Raw genomic sequence first — 14324 nt, forward strand, 5'->3', positions numbered from 1 at the left:
CCGGGCGATGTGCCTGGCTCCGGCCGTTTTGTTTCTGCCGGGTTGTCTGGGCGGGCGGCTACAGATCCGTCTTCTCGCTGGTCAGCCCGCTTTTTTCCAGCAGGCGGAAGACGATGGACAGGCCCATGCCCACCACTGTTGCCAGGGCCATGCCCTTGAGCTGCACGTTGCCGATCTGGATGGCCGCGCCGCTGATGCCCACGATGAAGGTGATGGCCGTGAGGGTGAGGTTCACGGGCTTGGAGTAGTCCACCTTGGCCTCCACCAACATGCGGATGCCCGAGGCGGCGATGACGCCGAAGAGCAGGATGCACACCCCGCCCATGACCGGGGCGGGAATGGACTGGATGAAGGCCGAGAGCGTACCCACGAAGGCCAGCGCGATGGACAGCACGGCCGCGCCGCCGATGACCCATACCGAGTAGACGCGGGTGATGGCCATGACCCCGATGTTCTCGCCGTAGGTTGTGGTGGGCACGCTGCCCATGAAGCCGGAAAGCACCGTGGACACGCCGTCGCCCATGAGCGAGCGGTGCAGGCCGGGGTCGCGGGTCAGGTCGCGCTCCACGATGTTGCCGGTGACCACCAGGTGTCCGATGTGCTCGCTGATGACCACCAGGGCGGCGGGCAGGATGACGAGCACGGCGTTCAGGTCGAAGACCGGGGCGTAGAACGTGGGAGTGGCCAGCAGCGGGGCGGCCGCAACTGCGGCGAAGGACACCATGCCCAGGCCCATTGCCGTAAGATAGCCCGCCAGAATGCCGATGAGCACCGGGATGACGGCCATGAAGCCCCGGAAGAGCACCGAGCCGAAGGCCACGGTCAAAAGCGTCACCATGGACACGATGACCGCGTTCGCGTCCACCGCGCCGGTCTTGGGGTCGGGCATTATGCCGGCCATGCCCGTGGCCACGCTCGCCAGTTCAAGGCCGATGAGCGCCACGATGGGACCCATGGTGGCCGGGGGCAGCACGATGGAGATCCAGCCCGGCCCGAAGCGCCAGATGATGAGCGCCACGCAGATGAACACCAGTCCCGCCGCGATGAAGCCGCCCAGGGCGAGCGGGTAGTTGGCTCCCCAGAAGGCCTTGTCCGCGCCGAGCACCACGAACACAGGCGAGAGGAAGGCGAAGCTGGAGCCCAGGAAGGCCGGGGCCTTGCCCTTGCACAGAAAGAGATAGATGAGCGTGCCCACGCCGTTCATCAAGAGCACGATGGCGGGGTCGATCTTGAACAGGGTGGGCACCAGCACGCTGGCCCCGAACATGGCGAATAGATGCTGGAAGCTCAAGGGAACGCCCTGCAGGAAGGGCACTTTTTCCTCGACCTGGATGATTCTTCTGCTCATCTCTCGTTGCTCCTTTGGTTCCCGAACCTCGTGTCAGGTTCCGTTGACCGTTGGCGGCCGCAGCTGGGCACGCCGGGCGCTGGCCGAAAAAAGGGGGCGTCCCGCGCCCCCCGTGCTGTGCTATTTCGTGCCGAATATCTTGTCGCCCGCGTCACCGAGTCCGGGCAGGATGTACCCCTTGTCGTTCAGGCGTTCGTCCACGCTGGCGCAGTAGATGTCAACGTCCGGGTGCTTGTCCTGGATGCGCTTGATGCCTTCGGGCGCGGCCACCAGGAAGATGCCGCGTATCTGCGTGCACCCCGCCTGCTTCAGCAGATCGATGGTGGCCTCAAGCGTGCCGCCGGTGGCCAGCATGGGATCCAGGATGAGGGCCATGCGCGCCTTGATGTCGCTGGCGAGCTTTACGTAATATTTCACCGGCTTGAGGGTTTCCTCATTGCGGTAGAAGCCCACCACGCTCACCTTTGCGCCGGGCACCATGTCCAAAACCCCGTCCATCATGCCGAGCCCCGCGCGCAGAATGGGCACCACGGTGATCTTTTTGCCCTTGATGCGCTCGATTTCCACCTCTCCGGCCCAGCCCTTGATGGTCTTTTTCTCCACCTGCAGATCCTTGGTGGCCTCGTAGGTGAGCAGGCGCGCCAGTTCCTTGGTCACATCGCGGAACAGGCTGGTGGTGATGTCGTGCTTGCGGAGCAGGCCGAGCTTGTGCTTGACGAGCGGATGCTGGGCCACGTGAACGGCCATGGATGTCTCCTTGTGGTTGGGCGGTGAGCGGACAAAATCCCGTTCTTCTAAAAAGGCGCGGCGGCGAGGTCAAGGGAATATCACTGCATTGCGGCCGGGAAGCCGGGCGCATTCTTCACGCTCCCGTCACCGTGCGGACATCGCCGCGTAGCGGCGTGCGGCTAGTGTCCTCCAAGGCGGACGGCCGCTTCGGCTTCCGCCAACCGCCAGCAAGGGAGCCCATAATGATCCAGTCGAGGCCCCGCGAACACAATCCCTTCCAGTTCATCCCCGCCACCGACTCCGCCCTTAAGAACGTTCTGCTCTCCGCTCTGCGCGCGCCGCTGTCCAAGGTGCTGGGGCTGGAGACGCTGGGTTCCATGTACGCCCGCGCCCACGCCCCGGCGGCCGCTTCGGTCAATGCCGATCCCCTGGTCCGGGCCGGGGAGTTTGTGTCGCGAGCGCTGGCCGAACTGCGCGTGGGCTCGGAGGTCGCTGCGGCGGACCTGGCGCGCGTGCCGCGCACAGGCGCCCTCATGGTCATGGCCAACCATCCCTTCGGCGTGGTGGAGGGGCTTGTCCTGGCCCGCCATCTGCTCGCCATCCGTCCGGATGTGAAGATCTTGGCCAATCACCTGCTTTCCGCCATTCCGGAAATGCGCCCCCTGCTCATCGAGTTGGACGCCTTCGGCGGCCGCGGGGCCAGAGGCCGCAACATGGCGGGCCTGCGCGCCGCCCTGGCCTGGCTCAAAAAGGGCGGGGCCGTGGTGGCCTTCCCCGCCGGGGAGGTGGCCAGTCTCAAGCTTGGACGCCGCATGGTGGCCGATCCTCCCTGGCGTCCAGGCATGGCGCGGCTGGCGCGCAAGGCCGCGGCCCCGGTGCTGCCTGTGTTCTTCCACGGTCGCAACGGCGCGTTGTTCCAGGCCGCCGGGCTGGTGCATCCGCGTCTGCGCACCCTGCTCATCCCGCGTGAGAACCTGGGCCGCTCGGGCCACTGCCTGCGCCTTTTGATGGGCGCGGCCATCGGGCCGGACAAGCTGGCGGCCTTCGCCACGGACGAGGAGGCCAGTTCCTACCTGCGTTTCCGCTGCCACCTGCTGCGCGGCAGGGGAGGCCCGCAAGCCGAGCCTGGCGCAGCCCCGAAAATGGAACAGAGCGCCCTTGCCGCGCAGCGTCCCAGGGAGCGGCGTTTGGCCGAACTGGCCGCCCTGCCGCCGGAACGCATTCTGGTCCGTGGCGCGCCGTTTCTGGTCTTCGAGGCCATGGCCCATGAGATTCCGGCCATGATGCACGAGGTGGCGCGCCTGCGCGAGGGCACCTTCCGCAGCGTGGGCGAGGGCACGGGGCGGCCGCTGGACGCCGATGGATACGACGCCCACTACCGCCACCTCATCCTTTGGAACGAGGCCGACGGAGAGGTTGCCGGTGCCTACCGCTTCGCCGGGACCGACGAGATTCTTGCGGAGCACGGCCCATCGGGCCTGTACACCGCCAGCCAATTCCGCATCCGCCCGGACTTCTGGCGGCGCGTGGACCCGGCGCTGGAGCTTGGCCGCTCCTTCGTCCGCGTGCGCTACCAGAAGTCCTACCAGCCGCTTCTGCTCCTGTGGAAGGGCCTGGCCGAATACGTGTCGCGCAATCCCCGCTACCGCAGGCTCTTCGGCTGCGTCAGCATTTCCGGCGAGTACAGCCAGCTGGCCCGCGAACTGATGATGCGCTTTCTGCGCCGCCACAGTTTCGACGCCGGTCTTGCGCGGCTGGTGAAGCCCACCCGCTCCCCCCGCGAGGGGCGGCTGGCGCGGCTCGACGTGTGCCTGCCGGACAGCGCCTTCCGCGATCCCGGCGACCTGCACGACCTGGTGGCCGAGCTTGAGGGCGGGCGCGGCGTGCCCGTGCTGCTGCGGCAGTATCTCAAACTCGGCGGGCGCATCGCAGCCTTCAACGTGGACCACAGCTTCGGCGGCTGCCTGGACGCCCTCATCTGCGTGGACTTGGCCATGACCGAGGAGCGCACCCTGGCGCGCTTCATGGGCGCGGAGAACGCACGGAGCTTTCTCACGCGGCACACGGCGGCCCGCCTGGCTTCGCCCCACGCGGCGTAAGGGGAGGGGAGAGGGACGGCGTTCAGCCGCGCAGGCGGTAGCCCACGCCGCGCACCGTCTCGATGCAGTCGGCGTAGGCGTCGAGCTTGGCGCGCAGGCGGCGCATGTGGGTGTCCACCGTGCGCGACGCCCCTTCGAAATCGGTGTTCCACACGGTGTCCAGCAGGCGGTCGCGGGAGAGCACGCGGCCGCGCGCCTGCACCAGCTCCTTGAGCAGCCGGTGTTCGGTGGCGGTGAGCTGGCGCTTCTCGCCGTCCACGTCCATCTCGTGCGCGGCGAAGTTCACCACCAGCCCCTCGTACCGCCAAACCTCGTCGGCGGCCACAGCGTCGGCCCCGCTCCGGCGCAGGGCGTTCTTGATGCGCAGGAGCAGCTCGCGCGGGCTGAAGGGCTTGACCACGTAATCCTCGGCCCCCAGCTCCAGGCCCACCACCCGGTCCACCTCGTCTCCGCGCGCGGTGAGCATGATCACCGGCACCGTGCGCAGCGCGGAGATGCGCTTGAGCCTGCGGCACACCTCAAGGCCGTCCAGGTCGGGCATCATGATGTCCAGCAGCACGAGGTCCGGCCGCCAGCGGCTCATGGCCTCCAGCCCCTGCTCGCCTCCTGCGGCGGTGCGCACCTCGTAGCCTGCGGCCTGCAGGTTGTATTGCAGAAGCTCCCGTGTCTGGGCGTGGTCCTCAACCACCATGATGCGCCGCTGCTCCATGGCCTGTACTCCTTGCTCGTGCTGTGGTTTCGGCGACCCTAGCCCCTTGGCGCGGCTGGTTTGTTACCCTTGGGTGACGGGCGGGCAAAGGTTGCGCGACAGGCGTAAAGCAGCCGAAGGAGGCATTTTTCCCCTTGCGCCGCTCTTGCCACGCGCGGAAGCTGCATTAGAATAGATGGGATTGACACCAAAGGACTGTGGTCCTGCGGTGCGCCATACCGGCAAGGAGAGCGTGCTTGAAGAAAAAGAAGGCCCCCACCAAACCGGTTCGCCTGCGCCGCCGCGCCGACGTGCCCAGCGCGGCGCGGCGCATGGCCCAGGAGGCCACTGGAATCCATATGAACGAAAATACGCAGCGCAAACAGTTCGCCACAGACCAGACCGACGGGGGAATTCCCGTGGGCGGCCCCTCCGGCAGTGAAGGCGAGGCCCCGCGTCCGGAGATTCCGGGCGTGATGCCCGTGCTCCCGGTGCGCGACATCGTGGTGTTCAACTACATGATTCTGCCGCTGTTCGTGGGCAGGGAAAAGAGCGTGAAGGCCGTGGATGCGGCCCTGTCCGGCGACCGCTACATCCTCATCCTTTCCCAGAAGGACGAGACCGTGGACAACCCCGGCCCGGACGACATGTACCAGGTGGGCACCGTGGGCATGATCATGCGGATGCTCAAAATGCCTGACGGGCGGCTGAAGGTGCTGGTGCAGGGGCTGTCCCGCGCGCGCGTCAAGCGTTTCGTGTCCGACGAGCCTTTCCACCTGGCCGAGGTGGAGGCCCTCTCCGAGAGCGAACCCAGGGAGCTGACCCCGGAGCAGGAGGCGCTGTTGCGCTCCTCCCGCGAGCTTTCCGAGAAGATTCTCACCCTGCGCGGCATTTCCCCGGCGGACATCATGGGCGTGCTGAATTCCGTGTCCGAGCCGGGCAGGCTGGCCGACCTCATCGCCTCGAACCTGCGCATGAAGGTGGCCGACGCCCAGGCCATATTGGAGTGCGAGGACCCCGTGGAGCGGCTGCGCCTGGTCAACGGGCAACTGGTCAAGGAGGCCGAGGTGGCCTCCATGCAGAACAAGATCCAGTCCATGGCGCGCGAGGGCATGGACAAGGCCCAGCGCGATTTCTTCCTGCGCGAGCAGATGAAGGCCATCAAGCGCGAGCTGGGCGACGAGGGCGGCGAGGACGAGGAGATCGAGAACCTCAGGAAAGCCATCGACAAGGCCGGAATGCCCAAGGATGTCAAGAAGGAGGCGCTCAAGCAGATGGGCCGCCTCGAGTCCATGCATCCGGACTCCTCCGAGGCCACGGTCATCCGCACCTATCTGGACTGGATGACCGAGCTGCCCTGGAAGAAGCAGTCCAAGGACCGGCTCGATGTCAAGGCCGCCAAGGAGATTCTGGACGAGGACCACTTCGACCTGGAAAAGGTCAAGGAGCGCATCCTCGAATATCTCTCCGTGCGCCAGCTGAATCCCAAGATGAAGGGGCCGATCCTCTGCTTCGTGGGGCCTCCGGGCGTGGGCAAGACCAGCCTGGGGCGCTCCATCGCCCGCAGCCTGGGACGCAAGTTCCACCGCCTGTCCCTGGGCGGAATGCGCGACGAGGCCGAGATTCGCGGCCACCGTCGCACCTACATCGGGGCCATGCCCGGCCGCATCATCCAGGGCATCAAGGGCTGCGGCACCAGAAACCCCGTCATCATGCTCGACGAGGTGGACAAGCTCGGCACGGACTTCCGGGGCGACCCGTCCTCGGCCCTCCTAGAGGTGCTGGACCCGGAGCAGAACTTCAGCTTCACCGACCATTACCTGAACGTGCCCTTCGACCTGTCGAGCGTCATGTTCATCTGCACGGCCAACACGCTGGACACCATTCCCGGCCCGCTGCTCGACCGCATGGAGGTCATCCGCATTCCCGGCTACACCGAGCAGGAGAAGGTCAAGATCGCCAGGCGCTTCGTGCTGCCCAGGCAAGCCAAGGACAACGGCCTCAAGGAATCCGAGGTCCGGATGGGCGACGAGATCCTGGCCAAGATCGTGCGCGAGTACACGCGCGAGGCCGGCCTGCGCAACCTGGAGCGCGAGATCGGGAGCGTGTGCCGCAAGCTGGCGCGCAAGAAGGCCGAAGGCGAAAAGGGCCCCTTCACCGTGGGCGAGAAGAACCTGCACAAGCTGCTCGGCGTGCCGCACTTCCTGGAGGACGAAAAAGAGACGATCCTGCCTCCCGGCGTGGTCACCGGCCTGGCGTGGACGCCCTACGGCGGGGAGATTCTGCACGTTGAGGTGACCACCATGCCCGGAACGGGCAAGCTCATCCTTACGGGCAAGCTGGGCGACGTGATGAAGGAGAGCGCCCAGGCGGCGGTGTCCATCGCCCGGGCCAAGGCCGATTTGTACGGCATTCCGGCGGACTTCCACGAGAAGCGCGACATCCACATCCACGTGCCCGCCGGGGCCACGCCCAAGGACGGCCCGAGCGCGGGCGTGACCCTGGTCACCGCGCTCATCTCCGCCCTTACCGGCAAGGCTGTCAGCGCCGACACCTGCATGACCGGCGAGATATCCTTGCGCGGCCGCGTGCTGCCCGTGGGCGGCATCAAGGAGAAGATCCTCGCCGCCGTGGCCCAGGGCATGACGCGCGTCATCATGCCCAGCCAGAACAAGAAGGATCTGCAGGACATCCCCGAGGACCTGCGGGCCAAGATCGCCATCAAGTTCGTGGAGCGGGTGGACGAGGTGTGGCCCCTGGCCAAGGCCTCAGCCAAACCAGCGGCCAAGCCGACGGCGAAGGCGGCTGGAAGCGCATCGGCCCCGCAGCAGCGGGAGCAGCTGGAAGCCCCGGCCAAGGCAGGGGCCGTGAAGGCGGCCAAACCGGCGACAGGGAAGGCGGCCAAGCCCGCCGCCAAGAAGCCCGCCGCCAGGAAGCCCGCGAAGAAAGGCAAATAGTCCCGGCTGCGGGCCGGGGCGGCGTTGCCAGCTGGCGCGAAGTGCGCTAGGTAGACGCCCTTCCGGCCCCCGGTCCGCAACGTCATCCATGCAGCGAGGAGACCGCTCATGCCCATATTCGAATACGTGTGCAACAGGTGCAAGAAGCAGTTCGAGGAACTGGTCTTCAGCCAGGACGAGCAGGCCGTGTGCCCCTCCTGCGGCTCCACCGACACGGCGAAGCTCATGAGCTGCTGCCGGGGCAAGATGGGCGGCGGCGCGGCCGATTCCGACGCCCCCGTGGCCAAGGCCTCGACCTCGTCCTCCAGCGGGGGCTGCGCGGGCTGTTCCGGCGGCAACTGCTCCTCCTGCCATTAGGCCGCGCATGATGAAGACGGTCACCATCGCCACCCGCGGCAGTATGCTCGCCCTCTGGCAGGCCGAGCACATCAAGTCCCTGCTCCAGGCCCGGCACCCCGGCCTTGCGGTGGAGCTGCTCAAGATCAAGACCACGGGCGACAAGATTCTCGACGTGCCGCTGGCCAAAGTGGGCGGCAAGGGGCTCTTCGTCAAGGAAATCGAGGAGGCGCTTTTGGACGGCCGCGCCGATTTGGCCGTGCACAGCATGAAGGACGTGCCCACTGAGCTGCCCCCCGAGCTTGTGGTGGGCGTGAACCCCGTGCGCGAGGCCCCCACGGATTCGCTGCTTTCCGTGCGCTACGACGGCCTGGACGCCCTGCCCCAAGGCGCGAAGGTCGGCACCAGCAGCCTCAGGCGCCAGGCCCAGCTCAAGACCCTCAGGCCCGACCTGGACATCGAATCCTTGCGCGGCAATCTGGACACCCGCGTGCGCAAGCTGCTGGAGGGCCAATACGACGCCATCGTGGTGGCCACGGCCGGGCTGAACCGGCTTGGCCTCACCGCGCCAAAGGTCGAAATCCTCGGCCCGCCGCGTTTTCTGCCCGCAGTGGCCCAGGGCGCGCTGGGCATAGAGTACCGCCGCGACCGTCCGGAAATTGCCGAGTTGCTGGCCTTCTTGAACCACCCAGAGACCGCGGCCCAGGTGGCGGCCGAACGCGGGTTCCTCACCGGGCTGGACGGCGGCTGCCAGGTGCCCATCGCGGCCTGGAGCACGCTCGATGCGGCCGGTCAGGTGACCCTCACCGGCTTTGTTGCGGGCGTGAACGGGGAGAATCCCATTCGCCTTACGGCCAGCGGTCCGGTGGACGAGGCCTGGGGCATCGGGACCAGGCTGGCCGATGCCGTGCTGGCCGCAGGCGGCAAGGCCATCCTCGACGAGGTGTATGCCCAGGGCTGACGCGCCCGATCCGGCGGCGCTCAAGGATTTTCGCCGCATCCCCGGGGTGGGGCCTTCCGTGGCCCTGGACCTGTGGAGCCTTGGCCTGCGCCGAGTGGACGACCTGCGCGGCCGCGACCCGGAGGAGCTTTACGCCCGGCTGGAGAAACTGGCCGGATGCCATGTGGACCGCTGCATGGTGTACGTTTTGCGCTGCGCGGTGTACTTCGCCGAAACCCCGGACCCGGAGCCGCAACGGCTCAAGTGGTGGAACTGGAAGGATTGAGGCCTGCGGCGCGGAACATGTTCCGGTGTGGAGCGGGGGCGGATGATGCCGCCCCCGCTTTATTTTTCAGGGCAGGGGGCTAGGCCACGGCCAAGCCCTGCTCCTGGCGTTCCATGCACCGGGCGCACAGCGTCGTGGTGGGCACCATTTCCAGCCTGCGCAAGGGGATGTCCTCCCCGCATTCCTGACATACGCCGAAGTCCTCCTCCTCCATGCGGCCAAGAAGCCGCAGCAGCTCCATCATGCGCCGGTCCGTGGCGTGCTTCCAGTCCTGGCGCAGCGCGCGTTCGGCCGTGTCCTCCACGCGCTCGCGGCCGTTTTCGTCCAGGCCGTTGCAGGCGCGCCATTGCTCTAGGGCGGTGTGGATGTCCCGTATCTCGGCCTCGACGATTCTTCGCAATCTGGACAGTTGTTCCGCAGTCATGTGGTCCTCCTTTTGGGTGTATGAATGAAAAGCCCCGCCTCCCTGTGTGTCGGGGGGCGGGGCCGCGATGCGTGCGCGTGACGATTTGCGCTACATGGCGGCCCCCGTGGCCATGGGCAGGGCGAACAGGGTCCCTTCGGAACCCTGGCGTTTGGTGCTGCTGGTGGCTACGTTCATGGGGATGGCCGTGTTTCCTGTTTTGTGGGTGTATGAAAAAGCCCCGGCGTTCCGTGTGCGGGAAGCCGGGGCCGTGCATGGAGGCCTGCGTCGATGGACGCGCCTACATGACGGCTCCCCTGGCCGGGTGGGCGTTTTTGCTGTGTGGATCGTTTCGCATCGCTATCCTGTGCCTACAAAAATGTCTTTTGCAGATGCAGCATACCTGCTTCTGAAAAAAAAGCAAACCCGTCCGGCCTGTTCCCGGCGACACCGGGCGCAGCGGCCGCCGGGAACCTGGACGAAGGCTGCTTTCTCGTTCGACTTCCCGCGAACGCTGTGTGTTCGGCAAATGTGCTTCAATCCTTGAAGTGCAACAGGTCGCCCCGCATGATGGCTCCCTTGCCGAAGCGGCCGCGCACGGCGTCCACTGCGCTGTCCAGGCCGCCGCGCGGCCGGGCCTCGGGCGCGGGTTCAAGCAGCGAGAGCTGCCTGGGGCGCTCGCCGAACTGGCTTACGCCCACGCCGATGAGCCGCAGGTCCTTCCTGGGGTTCAGCTCGGCGAGCAGGGCCACGGCGGTCTCGAAGATGGTTTGCGTGTCGCACATGGCCTCGGCCAGCGTGCGCGAACGCGTGACCTGCGTGAAGTCCGCGAACTTGGCCTTGAGGGTCACGGTGCGGCCGCGCACGCCCTGGGCGCGCAGGTCCGCGCCCACGCGGTCGGCCTGGAGCAGCAGCCAGCGCCGCAGCACGGCCAGGTCGCGGGTGTCGGCGTCGAAGGTGTTCTCCGCGCTGGAGCTCTTGGGCGGGGTGAAGGGGGTGACGCCGCGCTCGTCGCGGCCCTGGGCCAGGGTGTGAAGCCACAGGCCCCGCTCGCCCAGGCGCTTTTGCCAGAACGCCGCCGGATGCTTGAGCACGTCGCCCGCGTTCACGATGCCCAGGCCGGAAAGGATTTCCAGGGTGCGGCCGCCCACGCCGGGGATCTTGCGCACGGGCAGGGCGTCGAGAAAGGCGCGCACGTCCCTTGGGACGATGACGGTCTGGCCGTCGGGCTTGTTGTAGTCGGAGGCGATTTTGGCCAGAAAGCGCACCGGGGCGACGCCCACGGAGCAGGTGAGGCCGGTTTCTTCACGCACTGCTGCGCGCACGGCGGCCGCGAATTCCTCCGGCGGTCCGAACAGCCGTTCCAGGCCCGTGGCGTCCAGATACGCCTCGTCCACGCTGGCCTGCTCCACAAGCGGGGAAAAATCCTGGAGCACGGCCATCACGCGGCGCGAGACTTCCTTGTAGCGCCACATGCGCACGGGCACGAACACTCCATGCGGGCACAACTTTTTCGCCTGGGCCACGGGCATGGCCGAATGCACGCCGAAGGCGCGGATTTCGTAACTGGCGGCGGAAACCACGCTGCGCGGACCATCGCCCACGGCAAGCGGCTTGCCGCGCCATTGGGGGTGGTCCAGCTGTTCTATGGACGCAAAAAATGCATCCATGTCCACATGGGCGATGCGCCGCTCCGCGCTCTGGGCATCCGCGCGTTCCATGGGCTGCTGGTACGACAGACCGGGGCGCATGGGAAGGGGGGCGCTTTGTGTTCTAAAAGCCCCAGGCGGAGAGCGTGGGCCGCTTGTACCCCTGCCGCTGGGCCACGGCGTCCAGCGCGACGGAGGCCATGTCGTCCAGGGCGGGCATGGCCCCGGCCACGCCTTCGCGCGCATCCACGGTCTTGATGTACATCTTGCAGCTTTCGCACACATCCACGCGCAGGCCGGGGTATTCGGCCACCTGGAAGAGCTTCAGCCGGTTCTGGTCGGCCTCGTCGCAATAGGCGCAGGCGATGCGCCGGATGCGGTATTCATGCCCGCAGAAGGAGCACACGCCGAACCGCTTGCCCTCCTTGCCCCGCAGCAGCGAGATGTAGGGCAGGCTGCCGCACAGCGGACAGTGGCCATGGTCGTGGGGCAGGCCCTCTGGCAGGCGCTTGGCCAGCAGCTCGGCCGCTGTGTTCAGGCCCGGCCACAGGGCCGATGTCGCCAGGAAGTCCAGCGCCCGCGGGCTGCCGGGCAGGCGGTCGCGCCAGGGCGTGAAGGGGGCGTCGTCGCCCGCAGCATAGGCGCGGAATAGTTGCGGCAGGTCCAGGCGGCCAGATTCCAGGGCCTGGCGCAGCGCTTGCGTCGCCTTGGCCGCTTCGCCGCTGGTTTTTTCCAGCAGATCGAGCAGGGGCTGGGTCAGCTTCAGGGCCTGCGGTTCGTCAAAGGGGAAATCTTGCCGCAACAGCAGGGGGCTTCCGGCGAACATGGCCTCCACGCTGGCGCAGGCATCGGCTTCGGGCAGGGCGATCACGGCTTCGCTCCGGGCCTGGGCCAGCAGCGGAACCACCTTTTCCACCAGGACGACGAGTTCCTCGGGCAGGATGCCTTGTACTCGGATGGAATTGAACATGTCGCCCCAAAGGCGAGCGGGGCGCGGCGACTCGGTATGCATGGCGTGGATCCTTGGCTTGATTTGCGGGAGCAGCCCGCTTGCTCCCCACACTACGTGCTGGCGCGCGCGGATGCAACCCCACAAGAGAATTTCAGATCCTGAACCGAAGGGAATCCATATTCCCCTTGCGGGAAGGGCGGGGGGCACGTATTGATTATCCAGTTGGACAACTTTTTGTGCACATGGCGGTGAGTATGTCGGGGGAAGACAAGGCGGCGGGAATTGATCTGGCGAGCCTTGAGGAGGCTTTTTCCGGAAGTGAGGATGTGCTTGCGCAGATGCTTGGGCTGTTTGTGGAGCAGGCCACCGAGCGGGTGGAGCTGTTGGACATGCGTCTTGCCGGGGGGGACCAGGCAGGCGCGCGCACCTTGCTGCATTCGCTGATCAATATTTCTGGAGCAGTGCGGGCCTACGCCATGAGCGAACTGGCCAAGGCCGTGGGCGATGCGGTGAAGGCCGATGACCGTGAAGCCGCCCTGGCCCGTGCGGCCTTGTTGCGCGCCGAGGCGGGCCTGGTTATCGGGCAGGCTCGCGCGCTTCTGGCGGCGGCGGGGGAGAACCCGGCCGACATGTGGAAGCGGGTGCGCGGCAGCCTCTAGCCCTGCGCACGCGATGACGCCCGCCCGGCCCCGCTTGCATGGAGGGGTAGGGCGGGCGTCGTGTCGTTTTCAGGGCTTGTGGGGCGGACTACAGGTTCGCCTGCAGGATTTCGCCGAACTGCTTGCAGCCCACGGCCTTTGCGCCCTCGATCTGGCTGGCCAGGTCGACCGTGACCGTGCGCGCGCCGATGGCCGCGGCCACCGCGCCATGCACCAGCTGCGCGGCCTCAAACCAGCCCAGGTGTTCCAGCAGCATGGCGCCGGAGAGGATGAGGCTGCCGGGGTTGGCCATGTCCTTGCCGGCGATGGTGGGAGCGGTGCCGTGGGTGGCCTCGAAAAAGGCCAGGGTATCGCTCATGTTCACGCCCGGGGCCAGGCCCAGCCCGCCCACCTGCGCGGCCAGCGCGTCGGAGATGTAGTCGCCGTTCAGGTTGGTGGTGGCGATGACGGAGTACTTCTCCGGGCGGATGAGGGCCTCCTGGAACATGGCGTCGGCGATGCGGTCCTTGATGACCACAGGCTTGGTCGCGCCCTCGGCGGCCTCGGCCTCGGTCATGGTGAACTGGCCGAACTCGCTCGCGGCCATCTCGTAACCCCAGGCGCGGAAGCCGCCCTCGGTGTACTTCATGATGTTGCCCTTGTGCACCAGGGTCACGCTGGTCCGCTTCTGGTCGATGGCGAATTTGACCGCGCGGCGGGCCAGGCGCTTGCAGCCCTTCTCAGTCATGGGCTTGATGCCGATGGCGGCCAGGTCGTCGAGCTTGGCGCCCATCTCGTCGCGCAGGAAGGCCACAATGCGCCTGGCTTCCGGCGTGCCCGCAGCCCACTCGATGCCCGCGTACACGTCCTCGGTGTTCTCGCGGAAGACCACCATGTCCACGCGCTCCGGGTGCTTCACGGGGCTCTCGATGCCGGGGAAGTACTTGATGGGCCGGATGCAGGCGTAAAGGTCGAACATCTGGCGCAGGGTCACGTTGAGGCTGCGGAAGCCCTTGCCCACGGGGGTGCCCAGGGGGCCCTTCATGGCCAGTTCCGCGCCCTTGAGCGCGTCCAGGGTGGCCTGCGGCAGGTTTTCGCCGGTTTCGCGCAGGGCCTTTTCGCCCGCGAGGAGTTCCTTCCACACCAGCTTCTTTTCGCCGCCGTAGGCCTTGGCCACTGCCGCGTCGAGCACCGGCCGCCCGGCCGCCCAGACCTCCGGCCCGATGCCGTCGCCTTCGATGAAATAGACAACCTTCTCCACCATGATGCCTCCCGAAGAAAATTCGCTGGACGGCGCGG

At 67.0% G+C, this 14324-nt stretch carries 13 protein-coding genes; 6 read left to right on the plus strand and 7 right to left on the minus strand.

Features of this window, described 5'->3' with window-relative positions:
• Positions 1 to 58: 58 nt before the first annotated feature.
• Together uraA and upp are read right to left on the minus strand one after the other, a co-directional pair.
• Positions 59 to 1348: a uracil permease gene (uraA, locus tag CHB73_RS04605; protein WP_089272586.1), complete on the minus strand. Its 1290-nt coding sequence runs from the start codon at positions 1346 to 1348 to the stop codon at positions 59 to 61.
• A gap of 120 nt (positions 1349 to 1468) precedes the next feature.
• Positions 1469 to 2095 carry a uracil phosphoribosyltransferase gene (gene upp / locus CHB73_RS04610; RefSeq protein WP_089272588.1) on the minus strand — a complete coding sequence of 209 codons (627 nt, stop codon included), beginning with the start codon at positions 2093 to 2095 and terminating at the stop codon, positions 1469 to 1471.
• Between the two features lie 224 nt (positions 2096 to 2319).
• On the opposite strand from upp, the gene CHB73_RS04615 reads away from it, so the two are divergent.
• Positions 2320 to 4176: a lysophospholipid acyltransferase family protein gene (locus CHB73_RS04615; RefSeq protein WP_179216896.1), complete on the plus strand. Its 1857-nt coding sequence runs from the start codon at positions 2320 to 2322 to the stop codon at positions 4174 to 4176.
• Positions 4177 to 4198: 22 nt separating this feature from the next.
• Here CHB73_RS04615 and CHB73_RS04620 read toward each other — a convergent pair whose 3' ends face one another.
• The gene (locus CHB73_RS04620; RefSeq protein WP_089272592.1) at positions 4199 to 4885 is read right to left on the minus strand and encodes a response regulator transcription factor; all 687 of its coding nucleotides are present in this window, start codon (positions 4883 to 4885) and stop codon (positions 4199 to 4201) included.
• 338 nt (positions 4886 to 5223) lie between these two features.
• Here CHB73_RS04620 and lon point away from each other — a divergent pair, with 338 nt between their 5' ends.
• The 4 genes from lon to CHB73_RS04640 all read left to right on the plus strand — a co-directional run bounded on the left by lon (position 5224) and on the right by CHB73_RS04640 (position 9383).
• Entirely contained in the window at positions 5224 to 7821 is a 2598-nt protein-coding gene (lon, locus tag CHB73_RS04625; RefSeq protein ID WP_407656600.1) for an endopeptidase La, read from the plus strand.
• Positions 7822 to 7929: 108 nt separating this feature from the next.
• Positions 7930 to 8178: an FmdB family zinc ribbon protein gene (locus CHB73_RS04630; protein WP_089272594.1), complete on the plus strand. Its 249-nt coding sequence runs from the start codon at positions 7930 to 7932 to the stop codon at positions 8176 to 8178.
• A gap of 10 nt (positions 8179 to 8188) precedes the next feature.
• Positions 8189 to 9118, plus strand: coding sequence for a hydroxymethylbilane synthase (hemC, locus tag CHB73_RS04635; RefSeq protein ID WP_179216935.1), 930 nt, complete (start codon positions 8189 to 8191; stop codon positions 9116 to 9118).
• Positions 9105 to 9383, plus strand: a complete 279-nt coding sequence (locus tag CHB73_RS04640) for a helix-hairpin-helix domain-containing protein (RefSeq protein WP_089272598.1) — start codon at positions 9105 to 9107, stop codon at positions 9381 to 9383. Before hemC ends, CHB73_RS04640 begins: the two co-directional genes overlap by 14 nt.
• A 79-nt stretch (positions 9384 to 9462) precedes the next feature.
• On the opposite strand, the gene CHB73_RS04645 is transcribed toward CHB73_RS04640, so the two are convergent.
• From CHB73_RS04645 to CHB73_RS04655, 3 genes are all read right to left on the minus strand, one after another.
• Entirely contained in the window at positions 9463 to 9807 is a 345-nt protein-coding gene (locus tag CHB73_RS04645; protein WP_089272600.1) for a TraR/DksA family transcriptional regulator, read from the minus strand.
• A 515-nt stretch (positions 9808 to 10322) separates the two neighbouring features.
• Complete coding sequence (dinB, locus tag CHB73_RS04650; RefSeq protein ID WP_089273377.1) at positions 10323 to 11507, minus strand: DNA polymerase IV; 1185 nt, start codon at positions 11505 to 11507, stop codon at positions 10323 to 10325.
• Between the two features lie 52 nt (positions 11508 to 11559).
• Positions 11560 to 12405: a formate dehydrogenase accessory protein FdhE gene (locus CHB73_RS04655; RefSeq protein WP_179216897.1), complete on the minus strand. Its 846-nt coding sequence runs from the start codon at positions 12403 to 12405 to the stop codon at positions 11560 to 11562.
• Positions 12406 to 12641: 236 nt separating this feature from the next.
• On the opposite strand from CHB73_RS04655, the gene CHB73_RS04660 reads away from it, so the two are divergent.
• Complete coding sequence (locus tag CHB73_RS04660; protein WP_089272604.1) at positions 12642 to 13046, plus strand: hypothetical protein; 405 nt, start codon at positions 12642 to 12644, stop codon at positions 13044 to 13046.
• 88 nt (positions 13047 to 13134) lie between these two features.
• On the opposite strand, the gene icd is transcribed toward CHB73_RS04660, so the two are convergent.
• The gene (gene icd / locus CHB73_RS04665) at positions 13135 to 14289 is read right to left on the minus strand and encodes an NADP-dependent isocitrate dehydrogenase (protein WP_179216898.1); all 1155 of its coding nucleotides are present in this window, start codon (positions 14287 to 14289) and stop codon (positions 13135 to 13137) included.
• Between the last annotated feature and the right edge of the window lie 35 nt (positions 14290 to 14324).

This window comes from Humidesulfovibrio mexicanus, from assembly GCF_900188225.1.
Lineage (GTDB): Bacteria > Desulfobacterota > Desulfovibrionia > Desulfovibrionales > Desulfovibrionaceae > Humidesulfovibrio > Humidesulfovibrio mexicanus.

Bases quoted from the DNA above. Each gene is read 5' to 3' on its own strand.
- CHB73_RS04655 (WP_179216897.1), bottom strand. From the start codon at position 12,405: ATGTTCAATTCCATCCGAGTACAAGGCATCCTGCCCGAGGAACTCGTC.
- hemC (WP_179216935.1), top strand. From the start codon at position 8,189: ATGAAGACGGTCACCATCGCCACCCGCGGCAGTATGCTCGCCCTCTGG.
- CHB73_RS04620 (WP_089272592.1), bottom strand. From the start codon at position 4,885: ATGGAGCAGCGGCGCATCATGGTGGTTGAGGACCACGCCCAGACACGG.
- CHB73_RS04630 (WP_089272594.1), top strand. From the start codon at position 7,930: ATGCCCATATTCGAATACGTGTGCAACAGGTGCAAGAAGCAGTTCGAG.
- lon (WP_407656600.1), top strand. From the start codon at position 5,224: ATGAACGAAAATACGCAGCGCAAACAGTTCGCCACAGACCAGACCGAC.
- uraA (WP_089272586.1), bottom strand. From the start codon at position 1,348: ATGAGCAGAAGAATCATCCAGGTCGAGGAAAAAGTGCCCTTCCTGCAG.
- CHB73_RS04645 (WP_089272600.1), bottom strand. From the start codon at position 9,807: ATGACTGCGGAACAACTGTCCAGATTGCGAAGAATCGTCGAGGCCGAG.
- CHB73_RS04615 (WP_179216896.1), top strand. From the start codon at position 2,320: ATGATCCAGTCGAGGCCCCGCGAACACAATCCCTTCCAGTTCATCCCC.
- dinB (WP_089273377.1), bottom strand. From the start codon at position 11,507: ATGGAACGCGCGGATGCCCAGAGCGCGGAGCGGCGCATCGCCCATGTG.
- CHB73_RS04640 (WP_089272598.1), top strand. From the start codon at position 9,105: ATGCCCAGGGCTGACGCGCCCGATCCGGCGGCGCTCAAGGATTTTCGC.
- icd (WP_179216898.1), bottom strand. From the start codon at position 14,289: ATGGTGGAGAAGGTTGTCTATTTCATCGAAGGCGACGGCATCGGGCCG.
- upp (WP_089272588.1), bottom strand. From the start codon at position 2,095: ATGGCCGTTCACGTGGCCCAGCATCCGCTCGTCAAGCACAAGCTCGGC.
- CHB73_RS04660 (WP_089272604.1), top strand. From the start codon at position 12,642: ATGTCGGGGGAAGACAAGGCGGCGGGAATTGATCTGGCGAGCCTTGAG.